The sequence below is a fragment of the Cellulomonas sp. P2_F12 genome (genome assembly GCF_056403775.1).
This window is the reverse complement of sequence record NZ_JBFUEV010000002.1, coordinates 21,619-37,566: the sequence shown is the minus strand read 5'-3', so window position 1 is coordinate 37,566 and position 15,948 is coordinate 21,619. Positions and strand designations below refer to the sequence as shown.

20 protein-coding genes are annotated in these 15,948 nt (G+C 71.9%); all 20 read left to right on the top strand.

Annotated features, from left to right (window positions below):
• Nucleotides 1-126 precede the first annotated feature (126 nt).
• Nucleotides 127-342 (top strand): 50S ribosomal protein L31, encoded by a 216-nt coding sequence (gene rpmE / locus AC1DWH_RS05070; RefSeq protein WP_056096298.1) that lies wholly within the window; start codon nt 127-129, stop codon nt 340-342.
• Between the two features lie 116 nt (nt 343-458).
• Entirely contained in the window at nt 459-1,544 is a 1,086-nt protein-coding gene (prfA, locus tag AC1DWH_RS05065) for a peptide chain release factor 1 (protein WP_456846520.1), read from the top strand.
• Nucleotides 1,544-2,431 carry a peptide chain release factor N(5)-glutamine methyltransferase gene (prmC, locus tag AC1DWH_RS05060; protein ID WP_477092760.1) on the top strand — a complete coding sequence of 296 codons (888 nt, stop codon included), beginning with the start codon at nt 1,544-1,546 and terminating at the stop codon, nt 2,429-2,431. The genes prfA and prmC overlap by 1 nt, the downstream gene beginning before the upstream one ends.
• On the top strand, nt 2,428-3,078 hold the full coding sequence (locus AC1DWH_RS05055) for an L-threonylcarbamoyladenylate synthase (RefSeq protein WP_477092759.1): 651 nt from the start codon (nt 2,428-2,430) through the stop codon (nt 3,076-3,078). Before prmC ends, AC1DWH_RS05055 begins: the two co-directional genes overlap by 4 nt.
• Nucleotides 3,075-4,199, top strand: a complete 1,125-nt coding sequence (locus AC1DWH_RS05050) for a glycosyltransferase family 4 protein (RefSeq protein WP_456846517.1) — start codon at nt 3,075-3,077, stop codon at nt 4,197-4,199. The genes AC1DWH_RS05055 and AC1DWH_RS05050 overlap by 4 nt, the downstream gene beginning before the upstream one ends.
• Complete coding sequence (locus AC1DWH_RS05045; protein WP_477092758.1) at nt 4,196-4,675, top strand: hypothetical protein; 480 nt, start codon at nt 4,196-4,198, stop codon at nt 4,673-4,675. Before AC1DWH_RS05050 ends, AC1DWH_RS05045 begins: the two co-directional genes overlap by 4 nt.
• Nucleotides 4,676-4,861: 186 nt before the next feature.
• Nucleotides 4,862-5,584 carry a F0F1 ATP synthase subunit A gene (gene atpB / locus AC1DWH_RS05040; protein ID WP_456846523.1) on the top strand — a complete coding sequence of 241 codons (723 nt, stop codon included), beginning with the start codon at nt 4,862-4,864 and terminating at the stop codon, nt 5,582-5,584.
• Between the two features lie 83 nt (nt 5,585-5,667).
• Nucleotides 5,668-5,877: an ATP synthase F0 subunit C gene (atpE, locus tag AC1DWH_RS05035; protein WP_370504580.1), complete on the top strand. Its 210-nt coding sequence runs from the start codon at nt 5,668-5,670 to the stop codon at nt 5,875-5,877.
• Nucleotides 5,877-6,461 carry a F0F1 ATP synthase subunit B gene (locus tag AC1DWH_RS05030; protein WP_456846522.1) on the top strand — a complete coding sequence of 195 codons (585 nt, stop codon included), beginning with the start codon at nt 5,877-5,879 and terminating at the stop codon, nt 6,459-6,461. Before atpE ends, AC1DWH_RS05030 begins: the two co-directional genes overlap by 1 nt.
• Nucleotides 6,461-7,273, top strand: coding sequence for a F0F1 ATP synthase subunit delta (locus AC1DWH_RS05025; protein ID WP_456846515.1), 813 nt, complete (start codon nt 6,461-6,463; stop codon nt 7,271-7,273). The genes AC1DWH_RS05030 and AC1DWH_RS05025 overlap by 1 nt, the downstream gene beginning before the upstream one ends.
• Nucleotides 7,274-7,354: 81 nt before the next feature.
• The gene (atpA, locus tag AC1DWH_RS05020; RefSeq protein WP_477092757.1) at nt 7,355-8,983 is read left to right on the top strand and encodes a F0F1 ATP synthase subunit alpha; all 1,629 of its coding nucleotides are present in this window, start codon (nt 7,355-7,357) and stop codon (nt 8,981-8,983) included.
• Between the two features lie 2 nt (nt 8,984-8,985).
• Nucleotides 8,986-9,879: a F0F1 ATP synthase subunit gamma gene (locus AC1DWH_RS05015; RefSeq protein ID WP_477092756.1), complete on the top strand. Its 894-nt coding sequence runs from the start codon at nt 8,986-8,988 to the stop codon at nt 9,877-9,879.
• A gap of 37 nt (nt 9,880-9,916) precedes the next feature.
• Nucleotides 9,917-11,404 (top strand): F0F1 ATP synthase subunit beta, encoded by a 1,488-nt coding sequence (gene atpD, locus AC1DWH_RS05010; RefSeq protein WP_477092755.1) that lies wholly within the window; start codon nt 9,917-9,919, stop codon nt 11,402-11,404.
• Between the two features lie 80 nt (nt 11,405-11,484).
• Nucleotides 11,485-11,778, top strand: coding sequence for a F0F1 ATP synthase subunit epsilon (locus tag AC1DWH_RS05005; protein WP_456846659.1), 294 nt, complete (start codon nt 11,485-11,487; stop codon nt 11,776-11,778).
• 13 nt (nt 11,779-11,791) lie between these two features.
• Complete coding sequence (locus AC1DWH_RS05000; RefSeq protein WP_456846658.1) at nt 11,792-12,199, top strand: DUF2550 family protein; 408 nt, start codon at nt 11,792-11,794, stop codon at nt 12,197-12,199.
• Nucleotides 12,200-12,212: 13 nt separating this feature from the next.
• Nucleotides 12,213-12,908 (top strand): endonuclease NucS, encoded by a 696-nt coding sequence (gene nucS / locus AC1DWH_RS04995; protein WP_477092754.1) that lies wholly within the window; start codon nt 12,213-12,215, stop codon nt 12,906-12,908.
• A 189-nt stretch (nt 12,909-13,097) separates the two neighbouring features.
• Nucleotides 13,098-13,745 carry a TetR/AcrR family transcriptional regulator gene (locus AC1DWH_RS04990; RefSeq protein ID WP_477092753.1) on the top strand — a complete coding sequence of 216 codons (648 nt, stop codon included), beginning with the start codon at nt 13,098-13,100 and terminating at the stop codon, nt 13,743-13,745.
• Nucleotides 13,742-14,260: a DUF1990 family protein gene (locus tag AC1DWH_RS04985; protein ID WP_477092752.1), complete on the top strand. Its 519-nt coding sequence runs from the start codon at nt 13,742-13,744 to the stop codon at nt 14,258-14,260. Before AC1DWH_RS04990 ends, AC1DWH_RS04985 begins: the two co-directional genes overlap by 4 nt.
• A complete protein-coding gene (locus tag AC1DWH_RS04980) occupies nt 14,257-14,739 on the top strand; it encodes a hypothetical protein (protein ID WP_477092751.1) in 483 nt (160 codons plus the stop codon). The genes AC1DWH_RS04985 and AC1DWH_RS04980 overlap by 4 nt, the downstream gene beginning before the upstream one ends.
• A 2-nt stretch (nt 14,740-14,741) precedes the next feature.
• Nucleotides 14,742-15,941, top strand: coding sequence for an N-acetylglucosamine-6-phosphate deacetylase (locus AC1DWH_RS04975; protein WP_477092750.1), 1,200 nt, complete (start codon nt 14,742-14,744; stop codon nt 15,939-15,941).
• Nucleotides 15,942-15,948 lie beyond the last annotated feature (7 nt).

Here is a 15,948-nt window from a genome sequence, read left to right as displayed (position 1 = left end):
GCGCCGCCCGTCCCGGGATGATTTCGGGCGTCCGCGCTGTTCTGGCACAATGGTTCGCTGGTCTGCGGTTCACCGGCGCCGTCTCGTGCGTCCGGACCCGGAGACACCCACCCGAGGAGAAGTTTCGTGAAGGCTGACATCCACCCCGAGTACGTCCTGACCGAGGTCACCTGCACCTGTGGCAGCACCTTCGTCACGCGCTCGACCGTGACCTCCGGCAAGATCCACGCCGACGTCTGCAGCGCCTGCCACCCGTTCTACACGGGCAAGCAGAAGATTCTCGACACCGGTGGCCGCGTGGCCCGGTTCGAGGCGCGCTACGGCAAGAAGGCCGCCAACTAGCACTCCCGCAGCGCCGGTGCCCGGCGCGGACGACCGCCCTCCATGGCGGTGTCCGCGAGGGCACCGGCGCTGTGTCGTTGTCGGAGCACGCCGGACCCCAGCCTGAGGACACCCGCATGAGCGAGGCATTCGCCGCCGCCGAGCCGCTGCTCGCCGAGCACGCGCAGATCGAGGCGCAGCTGGCCGACCCCGCCGTGCACGCGGACCCCGCGAACGCGCGCAAGCTCGGTCGCCGGTACGCCGAGCTCGGGCGGGTCGCGCAGGCGTACACCGCCTGGAAGGCCGCGTCCGACGACGTCGAGGCCGCCGCCGAGCTGGCCGAGGTCGACGAGAGCTTCGCCGCCGAGCTGCCCAGCCTGCAGGACGCCGCGAACGCGGCCTCGGCCCGGCTGCGCGAGGTGCTGATCCCGCGCGACCCCGACGACGCCCGCGACGTGATCCTCGAGGTCAAGGCGGGGGAGGGCGGCGAGGAGTCGGCGCTGTTCGCGGCCGACCTGCTGCGGATGTACACCCGGTACGCGGAGAAGATGGGCTGGGCGACGCAGCTGCTCGGCGCCACCGAGTCGGACCTCGGCGGGTACAAGGACGCCCAGCTGGCCATCAAGAGCCGCGGGGCCGTCGCACCCGAGGACGGCGTGTGGGCGCACCTGAAGTACGAGGGCGGCGTGCACCGGGTCCAGCGTGTCCCCGTCACCGAGTCGCAGGGGCGCATCCACACGTCGGCCGCCGGCGTCCTGGTGTTCCCGGAGGCCGAGGACGAGGCCGAGGTCGCCATCGACGCGAACGACCTGCGGATCGACGTGTACCGGTCGTCGGGCCCCGGCGGGCAGTCGGTCAACACCACCGACTCCGCCGTCCGCATCACGCACCTGCCCACGGGCATCGTCGTGTCCATGCAGAACGAGAAGTCGCAGCTGCAGAACCGCGAGGCCGGCATGCGCGTGCTGCGCGCCCGGATCCTGGCCGCCCGGCAGGAGGAGGCCGCCGCCGCCGCGAGCGAGGCCCGCCGGTCGCAGGTGCGCACGGTCGACCGCTCGGAGCGGATCCGGACCTACAACTTCCCCGAGAACCGCATCGCCGACCACCGGACCGGCTACAAGGCGTACAACCTCGACGCGGTCCTCGGCGGTGACCTCATGCCCGTCGTGCAGTCGGCGATCGACGCCGACGAGGCCGCGCGCCTGGCGTCGGCGGGCGCGTGATGGCCGGCCCCGACATGCGCGCGCTGGTCGAGGGCGCCACGCGGATCCTCGCGGAGGCCGGCGTGCAGTCGCCGCGGCATGACGCCACCGCGCTCGCCGCGCACGTGCTCGGGCAGGAGCGGCTCGAGCTCGTGCTGGCGCCTCCGGTGCCGGACGGCTTCGCGGAGGAGTTCGCCGGGTTGGTCGAGCGTCGCCGGAACCGTGAGCCCCTCCAGCACCTCGTCGGCACCACCGGCTTCCGGTACCTGACGCTGCTGGTCGAGCCCGGCGTGTTCGTGCCGCGGCCGGAGACCGAGGTCGTCGCGCAGGTGGCCGTCGACGAGGCGCTGCGGCGGGCGAACCCGCTGGTCGTGGACCTGTGCTGCGGCGCCGGGGGGATCGCCGTCGCGGTCGCGACCGAGGTCCCCTCCGCCCGGGTCGTCGCGGTGGACCTGTCGCCCGAGGCCGTCGACCTCACGCGCCGCAACGCCGAGCACAACGGCGCAACAGTCCGCGTCGAGCTCGGGGACGTCGCCGACCCGACGCTGCTGAGCGAGCTCGACGGCACCGTCGACGTCCTCGTCGCCAACCCGCCCTACATCCCGCCGGACGCCGAGCCGGTCGACCCCGAGGTCCGCGACCACGACCCCGACCTCGCGCTCTACGGGGGCGGCCTGGACGGGCTGGAGGTGCCGCGCGCGGTCCTGCGGGCGGCCGCGCGCCTGCTCGTCCCGGGCGGTCTGCTGGTGATGGAGCACGCCGAGGTGCAGGACGCCGCGGCGCGCGCGGACGCGCTCGCCACCGGCGCGTTCGTCGACATCGAGTCCCGCCCCGACCTGACCGGTCGACCCCGGATGCTCGTCGCCCGCCGGATCGGGCACCCGCACGTGACAGACTCGGCGCCGTGAACGACCGGATCACCCCCGCGAGCGACCCCACGACCTGGGGCCCGGCGCTCGACGAGGCGGTCAACGTCCTGTCCCGCGGCGGCCTCGTGGTCATGCCGACGGACACGGTGTACGGGATCGCCGCCGACGCCTTCACCCCGCCCGCCGTGCAGGCGCTGCTCGATGCCAAGGGCCGGGGCCGGCAGATGCCGCCGCCGGTGCTCATCGCTGACGTGCGCACGCTCGACGGGCTGGCCACGGCCGTGCCCGCGGGTGCTCGAGCGCTCGCCGAGGCGTTCTGGCCCGGCGGCCTGACGCTCATCGTCCGGGCGCAGCCGTCGCTCGCCTGGGACCTGGGGGAGACCCGCGGCACCGTCGCGCTGCGCGTGCCCGACCACGAGACGGCCCTGGCGCTGCTGCGCCGCACGGGTCCGCTCGCCGTGTCCAGCGCCAACACGACCGGCTCGCCCGCGGCCGTCACCGCGCAGGGCGCGTACGACCAGCTCGGCGACTCCGTCGCGGTCTACCTCGACGCCGGCGACGCCCCCGGGCAGGTCTCGTCGAGCATCGTCGACGCCACGGGCGACCGGCTGCGGCTGGTCCGCGTCGGCGCGGTGAGCCTCGAGCAGCTCAACGAGGTCACCCCGGTGGAGGGGCCTGCGACGTGAGGGTCTACCTGCTCGCGCTGATGATCTCCGCCACCGTGGCGTACCTGATGACCCCGGTCGCCCGCTGGTGCGCGCTGCGCTGGGGGGCCATCACCGCGGTCCGGGACCGGGACGTGCACGCCATCCCGACGCCCCGGCTCGGGGGGATCGCCATGTTCGCGGGGATCCTCGTCGCGATCATCATGGCCAGCCGCCTGCCGTTCCTCGAGGGCGTCTATGCCAACCCGCGCCCGCTCGTCGGCATCGTCGGCGGCGCCGCCATCGTCTGCGCGCTGGGCGTGGCGGACGACATCTGGGACCTCGACTGGCTGACCAAGCTCATGGGCCAGGTGCTCGCCGGGCTGTTCCTCGCGTGGCAGGGCGTGCTGGTCTACCAGCTGCCCACCGGCAGCATGCCCACGCTCGGGTCCACCCGGATGGCCATGTTCCTCACGGTGCTCACCGTGGTCATCGCGATGAACGCCGTGAACTTCGTCGACGGGCTCGACGGGCTCGCCGCCGGGGTGCTCGCGATCGGCGGGACCGCGTTCTTCCTCTACGCCTACCTGCTGACCGAGGGCGCGAACCCCGGGGCGTACGCCAACGCGAACCTCGCCACCCTCGTGCTCGCGGTGCTGGTGGGGGCGTGCGTGGGCTTCCTGCCGCACAACGTCTACCCGGCGCGCATCTTCATGGGCGACTCGGGGGCCATGCTGCTCGGGTTCGTGTTCAGCGCCGCCGCGATCGTGGTCACCGGGCAGATCGACCCGGAGCAGGTGCTCGAGCGCCAGCGGTTCCCCGCATTCCTGCCGATGCTGCTGCCGTTCGCGGTCCTGCTGCTCCCGCTGCTCGACATGGGGCTCGCGATCATCCGGCGCGTCGGCGCCGGCAAGTCGCCGTTCCACCCCGACCGCATGCACCTGCACCACCGGATGCTGCAGCTGGGCCACTCGCACCGCCGCGCGGTCGCGATCATGTACGTCTGGACGGCGGTGTTCGCCTTCGGGGTCGCCGCCCTGGTCCGCTGGTCGACGACGGCGGTGCTGATCGCCTTCGGCGCCGCCGTGCTCGCCGCCACCCTGCTGACGCTCGGACCGCTGCGCGGCCGGGCCGCCACACCGCCTCTGGAGGCCGCCCCGTGACCACCCCGTCGTCGACCGATCTCGTCTTCCGCCAGGCGCTGCGCGACATGCTCGTGCTGCTCGGCGTCCTCACGGTCGTCGGCGTGCTCGTCGGCTACCTCGTGGACGGCCTGCCCGGGGTCTGGGGCGCCCTCATCGGCGTGGGCGTCGCCCTGCTGTTCTCGGGGACCACCGTGATCTCGGTCCAGCGCACCACGCACTCGGCTCCCGCGACCATGATGGCGGTCATCCTCGGCGCCTGGCTGGTCAAGATCATCCTGGTGATCGTGCTGCTCGTGGTCCTCAAGCCGCTCGACTTCTACAACCCGCAGGTGCTGGCGATCGTCATGCTCCTCGGGGTCATCGGATCGGCCGTCCTGGACGCCCGCGCGGTGTCCCGCGGACGGGTCGGCTACTTCGAGCCCGCAGCCGGTCCGACCGCCTCCCAGACGCCTTCGGGCAACCCCTCGCCGGGTCCGGACCAAGCCGGTTCATAGGTTAGGCTTCCTCCCATCCAAGACGGCCCGACGCCGTGCTCGTGCCCGCACTGACGCGGCACTCGGCGCCAACGACCACAGGAGACCGCCCTGTTCAGCCTTGCGACGATCCTGCCGCTCGCCGCGGAAGAAGACGGCAGCGGGGGCTTCCACGCCCCTTCTCTCGCCGACTTCTTCCCGCCGGCCATCTGGTTCGAGGGCACACCGTTCGAGATCAACCGCATCATCCTGGTCCGGTTCATCGCGGTCATCGCGCTCCTGCTCATCTTCATCATCGGCGCCAAGCGCGCGAAGCTGGTCCCCGGGCGCTTCCAGAGCCTGCTCGAGATGGGGCTGGACTTCTGCCGCAACTCGATCGCCTACGAGATCCTCGGTGAGAAGGAGGGGAAGCGTTTCGTCCCCCTGATCACGACGATCTTCTTCGCCGTCCTGTTCTTCAACATGACCGGCGTGATCCCGTTCCTCAACATCGCGGGAACCTCGGTGATCGGCCTGCCGATCATCTTCGCGCTCTGGGTGTACGTCGTGTACCAGTACGAGGGCGTCAAGAAGTTCGGCTTCGGCGGGTACCTCAAGCACAGCCTGTTCCCCCCGGGTGTCCCGTGGCCGATCTACATCCTGCTGACGCCGGTGGAGTTCCTGCAGGTCTTCATCCTGCGGCCCGCCACCCTGGTCATCCGGCTCCTGGCCAACATGCTCGCCGGGCACCTGCTGCTGGCGCTGTGCTTCGCGGCCACGTCCTTCCTCCTCTTCGAGGCCTCGGCCGGGCTCAAGGCGTTCGGCGTCGTGACCTTCGTCGCCGGCTTCGGGTTCTTCCTGCTCGAGGTCTTCGTCGCCGCGCTGCAGGCGTACGTCTTCTCCATCCTGGCCGCCGTCTACCTGCAGATGGCGACCACCGCAGAGCACTGATCGAACCCGCGACGGCCTGATCCCCGGGTCGTCGCCCGCAACGGACGCGCCGAGCGGCGCGCAGATGAAAGGAACCAGATCCAGTGGAAATCACCGGTCTCGCCCTCGTCGGCTACGGTCTTGCGGCCATCGGCCCCGGCATCGGCCTCGGCATCCTGTTCGGCAAGACGATCGAGGGCATGGCGCGCCAGCCTGAGATGTCCGGCCAGCTCCGCTCCACCATGTTCATCGGTCTGGCGTTCATCGAGATCCTCGCGCTGCTCGCCATCGCCACGCCGTTCTTCTTGAAGTGATCACCGCGCAGCTCTCCGCTGCCGCGCACGGCGTGGTGGCGGCCACCAGCACGGAGGACATCAACCCCCTCCTGCCGGAGACCTACGACATCGTCTGGTCCCTGGTCATCGTCGTGATCATCGCCCTCGTGTTCATCAAGTACGCCCTGCCGAAGTTCCAGGCGATCTTCGATGAGCGCGCGGAGAAGATCGAAGGCGGGCTGCAGCACGCCGAGGCCGCACAGGCCGAGGCCGCTGCCCTGCGTGCGGAGTACGAGCAGCACCTCGCTGACGCCCGCACGGAGGCCGCTCGCATCAAGGAAGCCGCTCGCGCTGAGGGCGGTGCCATCGTCACCGAGCTCAAGGCGAAGGCGGCCTCCGAGGCGGCGCGCACGCTCGAGACGGCCCAGCGCCAGATCGAGGCCGAGCGTCAGCAGGCCGAGGTCTCGCTGCGCGCGGACGTGGGCGCTCTCGCCACCGACCTCGCGTCGAAGATCGTCGGCGAGTCGCTCGAGGACGAGGTCCGGCAGTCGCGTGTGGTCGACCGGTTCCTCGCTGAGCTCGAGGCGTCGACGGCTGCGACGAGCGCAGGCAAGGAGAACTGATGCGCGGCACGAGTCTCGCGTCCCTGTCCGCGGCACAGGTCCGGTTCGAGCCGGTGCTGGCCGCGGCGGGTACGCAGGCGCGCGGTCTCGGCGAGCAGCTGTTCGCCGTCGTCGACGCACTGGACTCCTCGGGCTCGCTGCGGCGCACCCTGTCGGACCAGTCCATCGAGTCGGGCGCCAAGGCCGGCCTGGTGGCGGGCGTGCTCGCCCGGTCCGACAAGCGGGTCATCGCGGCGGTCACCGACCTCGCGCAGGCGCACTGGTCGTCGGCCGAGGACCTGGTCGACGCCGTCGAGCAGCTGGGCTTCGACGCGCTGCTCGTCTCGGCTCAGGCCGCGGGCGAGCTCGAGCGGGTCGAGGACGAGCTGTTCCGCATCACGCGGTCGCTCGTCGGCCAGCGCGAGGTGCGGTACGCCCTCTTCGACGACCGGGTGCACGCGGACAACCGCGTCAAGCTGGTCGACGACCTGCTGAAGGGCAAGGTTGCCGACGCCACCCTCGCGGTGGCCCGGCGCGCGACGGCCGCCCCCCGCGGTCGGCGCTTCGTCGCGACCCTCGGCCACGTGGCCGACCTCGCGGCCGCACGGCGCGAGCGCCTGGTGGCGTCCGTGACCTCGGGCAGCGAGCTGACGCAGGCGCAGCTGGACCGCCTCGGCGCCATCCTGCAGCAGGCCTACGGGCAGGACCTGCAGCTCAACGTGACGGTGGACCCCCAGATCCTCGGGGGCCTGCGCATCCAGGTGGGCGCGGACGTGGTCGACTCGACCGTGCTCGCCAGGCTCGCCGACGCACGACGACGACTTGCCAGCTGAGCATCGGCCCCAGGCCGGTCCCTTGAACGACGTGCACGAACGTACGACCGCCCGACCGGCGGTCACGACAGGAGAAGAGCAATGGCTGAGCTGACGATCCGGCCGGACGAGATCCGGGCCGCGCTGGACAGCTTCGTGAAGTCCTACGAGCCGACCGGCGTCGTGTCCGAAGAGGTCGGTCGCGTGACGCTGACCGCCGACGGCATCGCGCAGGTCGAGGGCCTGCCCGGCGCGATGGCGAACGAGCTGCTCCGCTTCGAGGACGGCACGCTCGGCCTCGCGCTCAACCTCGACGTCCGCGAGATCGGCGTCGTCGTCCTGGGCGAGTTCACCGGCATCGAGGAGGGCCAGGAGGTCCGCCGCACGGGCGAGGTCCTCTCCGTCCCGATCGGTGACGGCTACCTCGGCCGCGTGGTCGACCCGCTGGGCCAGCCGATCGACGGCCTGGGCGAGCTGAAGACCGAGGGCCGCCGCGCCCTCGAGCTGCAGGCCCCGGGCGTCATGCACCGCAAGTCGGTCGACGAGCCGCTGCAGACCGGCCTCAAGGCCATCGACGCGATGATCCCGATCGGTCGCGGCCAGCGCCAGCTCATCATCGGCGACCGCCAGACCGGCAAGACCGCCATCGCGATCGACACGATCATCAACCAGAAGACCAACTGGGAGTCGGGCGACCCGAAGAAGCAGGTCCGCTGCATCTACGTCGCCATCGGCCAGAAGGGCTCCACCATCGCCGCCGTCCGCGGCGCCCTGGAGGAGGCCGGCGCGCTCGAGTACACGACGATCGTCGCGGCCCCCGCGTCCGACCCGGCCGGCTTCAAGTACCTCGCGCCCTACACCGGCTCGGCCATCGGCCAGCACTGGATGTACCAGGGCAAGCACGTCCTCATCGTCTTCGACGACCTGTCCAAGCAGGCCGAGGCGTACCGCGCCGTGTCGCTGCTGCTGCGCCGCCCGCCGGGCCGCGAGGCGTACCCCGGCGACGTCTTCTACCTGCACTCCCGTCTGCTCGAGCGTTGCGCCAAGCTCTCGGACGACCTGGGCGGCGGCTCGATGACGGGTCTGCCGGTCATCGAGACCAAGGCCAACGACGTGTCGGCGTACATCCCGACCAACGTCATCTCGATCACGGACGGCCAGATCTTCCTGCAGTCGGACCTGTTCAACGCCGACCAGCGCCCGGCCGTCGACGTCGGCATCTCGGTGTCCCGCGTCGGTGGTGCCGCGCAGGTCAAGGCGATGAAGAAGGTCTCCGGCACGCTGAAGCTCGACCTCGCGCAGTTCCGCTCGCTCGAGGCGTTCGCGATGTTCGCGTCCGACCTGGACGCGGCGTCCCGCGCGCAGCTGACGCGTGGTGCCCGCCTGATGGAGCTGCTCAAGCAGGCTCAGTACACGCCGTACCCGGTCGAGGACCAGGTCGCGTCGATCTGGGCCGGCACGAAGGGCAAGCTGGACGACGTCCCGCTGGCCGACGTCCGCCGGTTCGAGACCGAGCTGCTCGACCACCTGCGCCGCAACACCGAGGTCCTGTCGACCATCGCGTCGTCCGGCAAGCTCGAGGACGACACGGAGAAGGCACTCGGCGACGCGATCGACGAGTTCCGCAACGGGTTCCTCGTCGGTGACGGCTCGACGCTGGTCGGCTCCGCCGACGACGGCGCCGAGGTCGAGGTCGAGCAGGAGCAGATCGTCCGGCAGAAGAAGGGCTGACCGTGGCAGGTCAGCAGCGCGTCTACCGGCAGCGGATCCGGTCGACACAGTCGCTGAAGAAGATCTTCCGCGCGATGGAGCTCATCGCTGCCTCGCGCATCGGCAAGGCGCGCGACCGGGTGACGGCGGCGACGCCGTACTCCCGTGCGCTGACCCGTGCGGTGTCGGCCGTGGCCACGCACTCCAACGTGACCCACCCCCTCGTCACCGAGCGGACGGACACCAACCGGGTCGCGGTCCTCGTCGTCACGTCGGACCGCGGCATGGCCGGCGCCTACTCGGCGAGCGCGATCCGCGAGGCCGAGCGCCTCATCGGCCGCCTCACCGAGGCGGGCAAGGAGCCGGTCGTCTACGCCGTCGGTCGCCGCGCCATCTCGTACTACGCGTTCCGCGGGCGTGAGCTCGCCGAGCAGTGGTCGGGCAACTCGGACGCGCCGTCCGTCGAGACCGCCACGGAGATCGCCGAGACCCTGCTCGCGGCGTTCGAGGCGCCGGTCGACCAGGGTGGCGTCTCGGAGCTGCACGTCGTGTTCACGCACTTCAAGAACATGGTGTCGCAGACCCCGCGCGTGATCCGGCTGCTGCCGCTCGAGATCGTCGAGGGCGTCGAGCCCCGCGACGAGAACGAGATCCCGCCGCTGTACGAGTTCGAGCCGTCGCCGGAGGCCGTGCTGGACGCGCTGCTGCCGATGTACGTGCGCAGCCGCATCTACACGTGCCTCCTGCAGGCCGCGGCCTCCGAGCTCGCCGCCCGGCAGCGGGCCATGCACACCGCGACCGAGAACGCCGAGGACCTGGTGCGCATGTACACCCGGCTCGCCAACCAGGCCCGCCAGGCCGAGATCACCCAAGAGATCAGCGAGATCGTGTCGGGCGCCGACGCGCTCGCCTCCTGACGACCACGTCCACGAAGAGACGAACCGGAGAAACACCATGACTGCTACCACCACCGAAGCGGCCGTCGAGCACGCGTCCGGCCCCGGCGTGGGCCGGGTCGCGCGGGTCATCGGCCCCGTGGTCGACATCGAGTTCCCGTCCGACCAGATCCCCGAGATCTACAACGCCCTCCAGGTCGACATCGACCTGTCCAGCCAGGGCGAGGGCGAGGCTGAGGGGTCGACGACGATGACCCTCGAGGTCGCCCAGCACCTCGGCGACTCGCTCATCCGGGCCATCGCGCTCAAGCCGACCGACGGCCTGGTCCGCGGCGCGCTCGTGCGCGACACCGGCGAGGCGATCTCCGTTCCCGTCGGCGACATCACCAAGGGCCACGTCTTCAACGTCATCGGCGAGGTGCTCAACCTCAAGGAGGGCGAGAAGCTCGAGATCACCGAGCGCTGGCCCATCCACCGCAAGCCCCCGGCCTTCGACCAGCTCGAGTCGAAGACGCAGATGTTCGAGACCGGCATCAAGGTCATCGACCTGCTGACGCCGTACGTCCTCGGCGGGAAGATCGGCCTCTTCGGCGGTGCGGGCGTCGGCAAGACGGTCCTCATCCAGGAGATGATCCAGCGCGTCGCGCTCAACCACGGTGGTGTGTCGGTGTTCGCCGGTGTCGGCGAGCGCACCCGTGAGGGCAACGACCTCATCGTCGAGATGGAGGAGGCCGGCGTCTTCGACAAGACGGCGCTCGTCTTCGGCCAGATGGACGAGCCGCCGGGCACGCGTCTGCGCGTCGCCCTGTCGGCCCTGACGATGGCGGAGTACTTCCGCGACGTGCAGAAGCAGGACGTGCTGCTCTTCATCGACAACATCTTCCGGTTCACGCAGGCTGGTTCCGAGGTGTCGACGCTGCTCGGCCGCATGCCGTCCGCGGTCGGCTACCAGCCGAACCTCGCCGACGAGATGGGCATCCTGCAGGAGCGCATCACCTCGACGCGTGGTCACTCGATCACCTCGCTGCAGGCGATCTACGTCCCCGCCGACGACTACACCGACCCGGCGCCGGCCACCACGTTCGCGCACCTGGACGCGACGACCGAGCTCTCGCGCGAGATCGCCTCGCGCGGTCTGTACCCCGCCGTCGACCCGCTGACCTCCACCAGCCGGATCCTCGACCCGCGGTACGTCGGCCAGGCGCACTACGACGCCGCCACCCGCGTGAAGTCGATCCTGCAGCGCAACAAGGAGCTCCAGGACATCATCGCGATCCTCGGTGTCGACGAGCTGTCGGAGGAGGACAAGACGGTCGTCGCACGCGCCCGCCGCATCCAGCAGTTCCTCTCGCAGAACACGTACATGGCCGAGAAGTTCACCGGCGTCGTCGGCTCGACGGTCCCGCTCACGGAGACGGTCGAGGCCTTCGGCAAGATCGCCGACGGCGAGTTCGACCACATCGCCGAGCAGGCGTTCTTCAACATCGGTGGCCTCGAGGACCTCGAGCGCAACTGGGCCCGCATCCAGAAGGACTACGGCGTCTGACCGCCTCGGCCAACGCAGGGGCGTCCGTCTCGGACGCCCCTGCGTACCCGTAGTCCCGCACAACATCGAAGGAGGGTCTCGTGGCAGAGATCGAGGTCGAGATCGTCGCGACCGCCGGCAAGCTGTGGTCCGGCACGGCCTACATGGTGTCGGCCAAGGCGGGCGAGGGCGAGATCGGCATCCTGGCCGGTCACGAGCCCGTGCTGTCCGTGCTGCAGCCCGGCGAGCTCCGCGTGTTCCCGTCGCAGGGTGCCCAGCCCAAGCGCTGGCAGGTCGAGGGCGGGTTCCTGTCCTTCGACTCGAACCACCTGACCATCGTCGCCGAGCACGTCGTCGAGGGCGCACGCCCCGCGACGCCGTCGGCCACGCACTGAGGTCGCACCCACGGTGAGCGGGGTCGTCGTCACACTCGGGTGTGTCGTCGTCGTCGTCCTGCTCGTCCTCGGCGGGCTCTGGGTCTCCCGGGTGCACACGCTGAACCGGCGCGTCGGGTCCTTCCACTGCGCGCTGGGACGCACGGCCGAGGGGTCCTGGTCGTCGGGCGTCGCGCAGTACGGCGCCGACCGCCTCTACTGGTGGCGTTACCGCTCGCTGGCCACCCGCCCGCGTGCCCGCTGGCAGCGCCTGGGCCTGACGGTGCTGGAGCGTCGTGAGCACTCCGACGGCCAGGTCGTCGTGACCTGCCGCCCCGGCTCGTCGACGGACACCGTCCACCTGCTCATGAGCGCCGACGCCTACGCCGGCCTGACGTCCTGGATCGAGGCCACGCCGTCGCGCGTCGGCTCGGTCATCTGACCGGAGAGCTCCGATGCGTCTCGTCGTGGCGTCCTGTGCTGCCCGCTACAGCGGTCGGCTCAACGCGCACCTGCCCCGCGCCACCCGCCTGCTGGTGGTGAAGTCCGACGGCAGCGTGCTGCTGCACTCGGACGGCGGCTCGTACAAGCCGCTGAACTGGATGAGCCCCCCGTGCACGCTCGCGGTGTCGGAGCCCTCGGACGAGTCCCGCGCCGCCGGCGTCACACAGGTGTGGACCGTGCAGCACCAGAAGTCCGACGACCGCCTCGAGATCGAGCTCTACGACGTGCAGCACGACTCCGCGCACGAGCTGGGCGTCGACCCGGGCCTGGTCAAGGACGGCGTCGAGGCCCACCTGCAGGAGCTGCTGGCGGCCCAGATCATCCTGCTCGGCACCGGCCACACCCTGGTCCGCCGCGAGTACCCGACGGCCATCGGACCGGTCGACATCCTGGCCAAGGACCCCTCCGGCGGCACGGTCGCCGTCGAGATCAAGCGCCGCGGGGACATCGACGGCGTCGAGCAGCTGGCCCGCTACCTCGAGCTGCTCAACCGCGACCCGCACCTGGCCCCTGTCCGCGGGGTGTTCGCCGCGCAGGAGATCAAGCCGCAGGCCCGCGTGCTCGCCACCGACCGCGGAATCGGCTGCCTCGTCCTCGACTACGACGCCATGAAGGGCGTCGACGACTCGGGCTCCCGCCTCTTCTGACCCGGTGCGGCCGCGGCCGCCCACTCCTTCAACGCTGCCGCTGCGCTCCACGCGCGCGCCCTCGGACAGCCGAACCGCACCCGGACAGCCGTCTCCGCCCGACCGCGTGCGGTTGACCTGCCGGGCGGCGCCGGCGCCACAGCGGAGCAGGAGTTGAACATGTTCAACTGAACGTGGCCAAATGGCCACATGAGCGACGACACCAAGGCCCTCGTGCGGTCCACGGCCCTGCGGCTGTTCCGCGAGCGCGGCTACGCGGCGACGACCATGCGCGCGATCGCGCAGGAGGCCGGGGTCGCCACCGGCAACGCGTACTACCACTTCGCGTCCAAGGACCACCTGGTCCAGGAGCTGTACCTCGACGTGACCCGCGAGCAGTCGGCGGCCGCGAGGGCCGTGCTGGCCGACGGCGGCGACCTCACGGCACGGCTGCGTGGCGTGCTGCTCGCGGGTGTCGACGCGTTCGTGGACTACCACGGGTTCGGCAGCGAGTTCGTCACGGTCGCCATCCGCCCGGGGTCGGCGGCGAGCCCGTTCTCGGCCGAGTCGGGGGAGGTGCGCGAGCTGAGCCAGGGCATCTTCCGCGAGCTGGTCGAGGGCGCGTCGCCCGCCGTGCCGTCGGTGCTGCGCGAGGAGCTGCCCGAGCTGCTGTGGCTCGCACAGCTGGGCGTGACGCTGTTCTGGGTCTACGACGGCTCGCCGGGGCAGCGCCGGACGCGCACCCTCGTCGAGGGGGTTTCCCCACTGATCGGCCGGCTGGTCCGGCTGTCCCGGCTCCCCGTGCTGCGCGGTGCCGCCGACGACGTCCTCGCGCTGGTGCGGGCGGTCCGGGCATGAGCCGGCTGACGTACGACGAGGTCGGCGCCACGCAGGCCGACGCGCTGCCCGACGGCTTCCGGCACCTGCGGGTCCGCCACCTGCTGGCGCACGGGTCCCGCGCGGAGGACGTCGCCGTCGTCGGCGAGGCCCTGCTGCGGTGGCAGGTGCACGCGGCCGCCGGGATCGACGTGCGGCCCGACGCCGACGAGGCGGCCGTGGGCGTGCGGGTCGTGAGCCGTCCGGGCGTCGGACCGGTGCACCTGTCGGTGCCGTGCGAGGTCGTGTGGGTGCAGCGGTCGCCCGGGCGGACCGGGTTCGGGTACGGCACGCTGCCCGGCCACCTGTTCCGCGGCGAGGAGGCGTTCACCATCGAGCGCGACGACGCCGGCGACCTGTGGTTCGTCGCGACCGCGTACTCGGTGCCGGACCGGTGGTGGGTCCGGGCCGTCGGGCCGGTCGCGGTGGCCGGGCAGCACCTGTACCTGCGGCTGCTGGCCCGGGGTGCGTGCCGGGTGCTGGGGCGCGCGTCGTGACGGTCCGTGGGCCGGCGGCGATCTTCCTGCTCTGCGTGCGGTGCTTCGTCGTGCTCGTCGCGGTCAACGCGACGGTGGTCGTCGGGGTCCAGCTGATCACGGACCCCACGACCCTGAGCGGCAGTGGGGTCGGGTTCCTCGTGTACGTGGCGCTGGTCGCCGCCGTGCCGATCGGCGTGGTCGGCTTTCCCGCGGGCGTGCTGACCGCGCACCTGCTCCGCCGCAGTCGCAGCGAGCTCGTCCACGTCGCCGTGTTCGCGCTGGTCGGCGCGGTCCTGTCCGTCGCGATCTGCCTCGCCGTCGGCCTCGTCGATCCCGCCGGCCCCCAGGCCCTGCTCGCCGCGGCCGAGGGTGCGGTCGGCGCGGGCGGCGCGCGCTGGTGGTCCGGGTGGGCGACGGCGCGACGTGAGCGGCGTCCGGCGACGCCGACGGCGGAGCAGGTCGAGGACGCCCAGCTGGACGGCGCCGAGCGGGCGTAGGCATGCGGAAGGATGAACCCGTGAGCACCGAGCCCCTGATCCTGCGCGGCCGCCTCGTCACCCCCCGCGGGGTGCTCGACGACGGGGTGGTCGTGATCGACGACGCCACGATCGTCTGGGTCGGTCCCGCCGACGGCCTCCCCACCGGCTGGGCCCCGCCGGACCCGTCCGACGCGACGATCCTGCCCGGCCTGGTCGACCTGCACTGCCACGGCGGCGGCGGGGCGAGCTTCCCGGACGCGGTCGACGCGGCGGACGCCCAGCGCGCGGTCGACGAGCATCGTCGCCACGGGACCACGAGCCTGGTCGCCTCGCTGGTCACGGCCCCGCCGGACGTCCTGCTGGAGCGCACGGCCCTGCTCGCGGGGCTGGCGGACGCCGGCGAGATCGTCGGCATCCACCTCGAGGGCCCGTTCCTGTCGGCGGACCGCTGCGGCGCGCAGAACCCGGCGGACATGCTGGACGGCGACGCCGACCTGGTCCGCCGGATCGCACAGAGCGCGGACGGCCACCTGGTGACGATGACGGTCGCCCCCGAGGTGCCCGGCGCGGACGAGGTGATCGCGGCGCTCGTCGACGTCGGCGCGGTGCCGTCGATCGGGCACACGGACGCGTCGGCCGAGCAGGTGGGCGAGGCCGTCGACCGCGGCTTCGACCTGCTGGCGGCCCGGTCCAACGGCCGGCTGACCGCCACGCACCTGTTCAACGGCATGCGCCCGTTGCACCACCGCGACCCGGGCCCGATCGCCGCATGCCTGGCGGCGGCAGCCCGCGGCGAGCTGGTGGTCGAGCTCGTCGCCGACGGCACGCACCTCGCCGACGGCACGGTCCGGTCGGTGTTCGACCTGGTCGGCCCCGGCTCGATCGCGCTGGTCACGGACGCGATGGCGGCCGCGGGGATGCCCGACGGTGCCTACCGGCTCGGCCCGATGGACGTGACCGTGGAAGGCGGGGTCGCGCGGATCGCCGACGAGACCGGCGCGATCGCCGGGGGAGTGGCGCACCTGCTCGACGTCGTCCGGAACGTCGTCGCCGCCGGGGTCCCGCTCGAGGACGCGGTGCTCGCGGCGGCGACGACCCCGGCCGACGTGCTGGGCCGCCGGGATCTCGGCGCGCTCGCCGCGGGCCGGCGCGCAGACCTCGTCGTGACCGACGACGACCTGCGGCCCGTCCGCGTGCTGCGCGGGGGCGCCTGGATCTAGCGCTGCA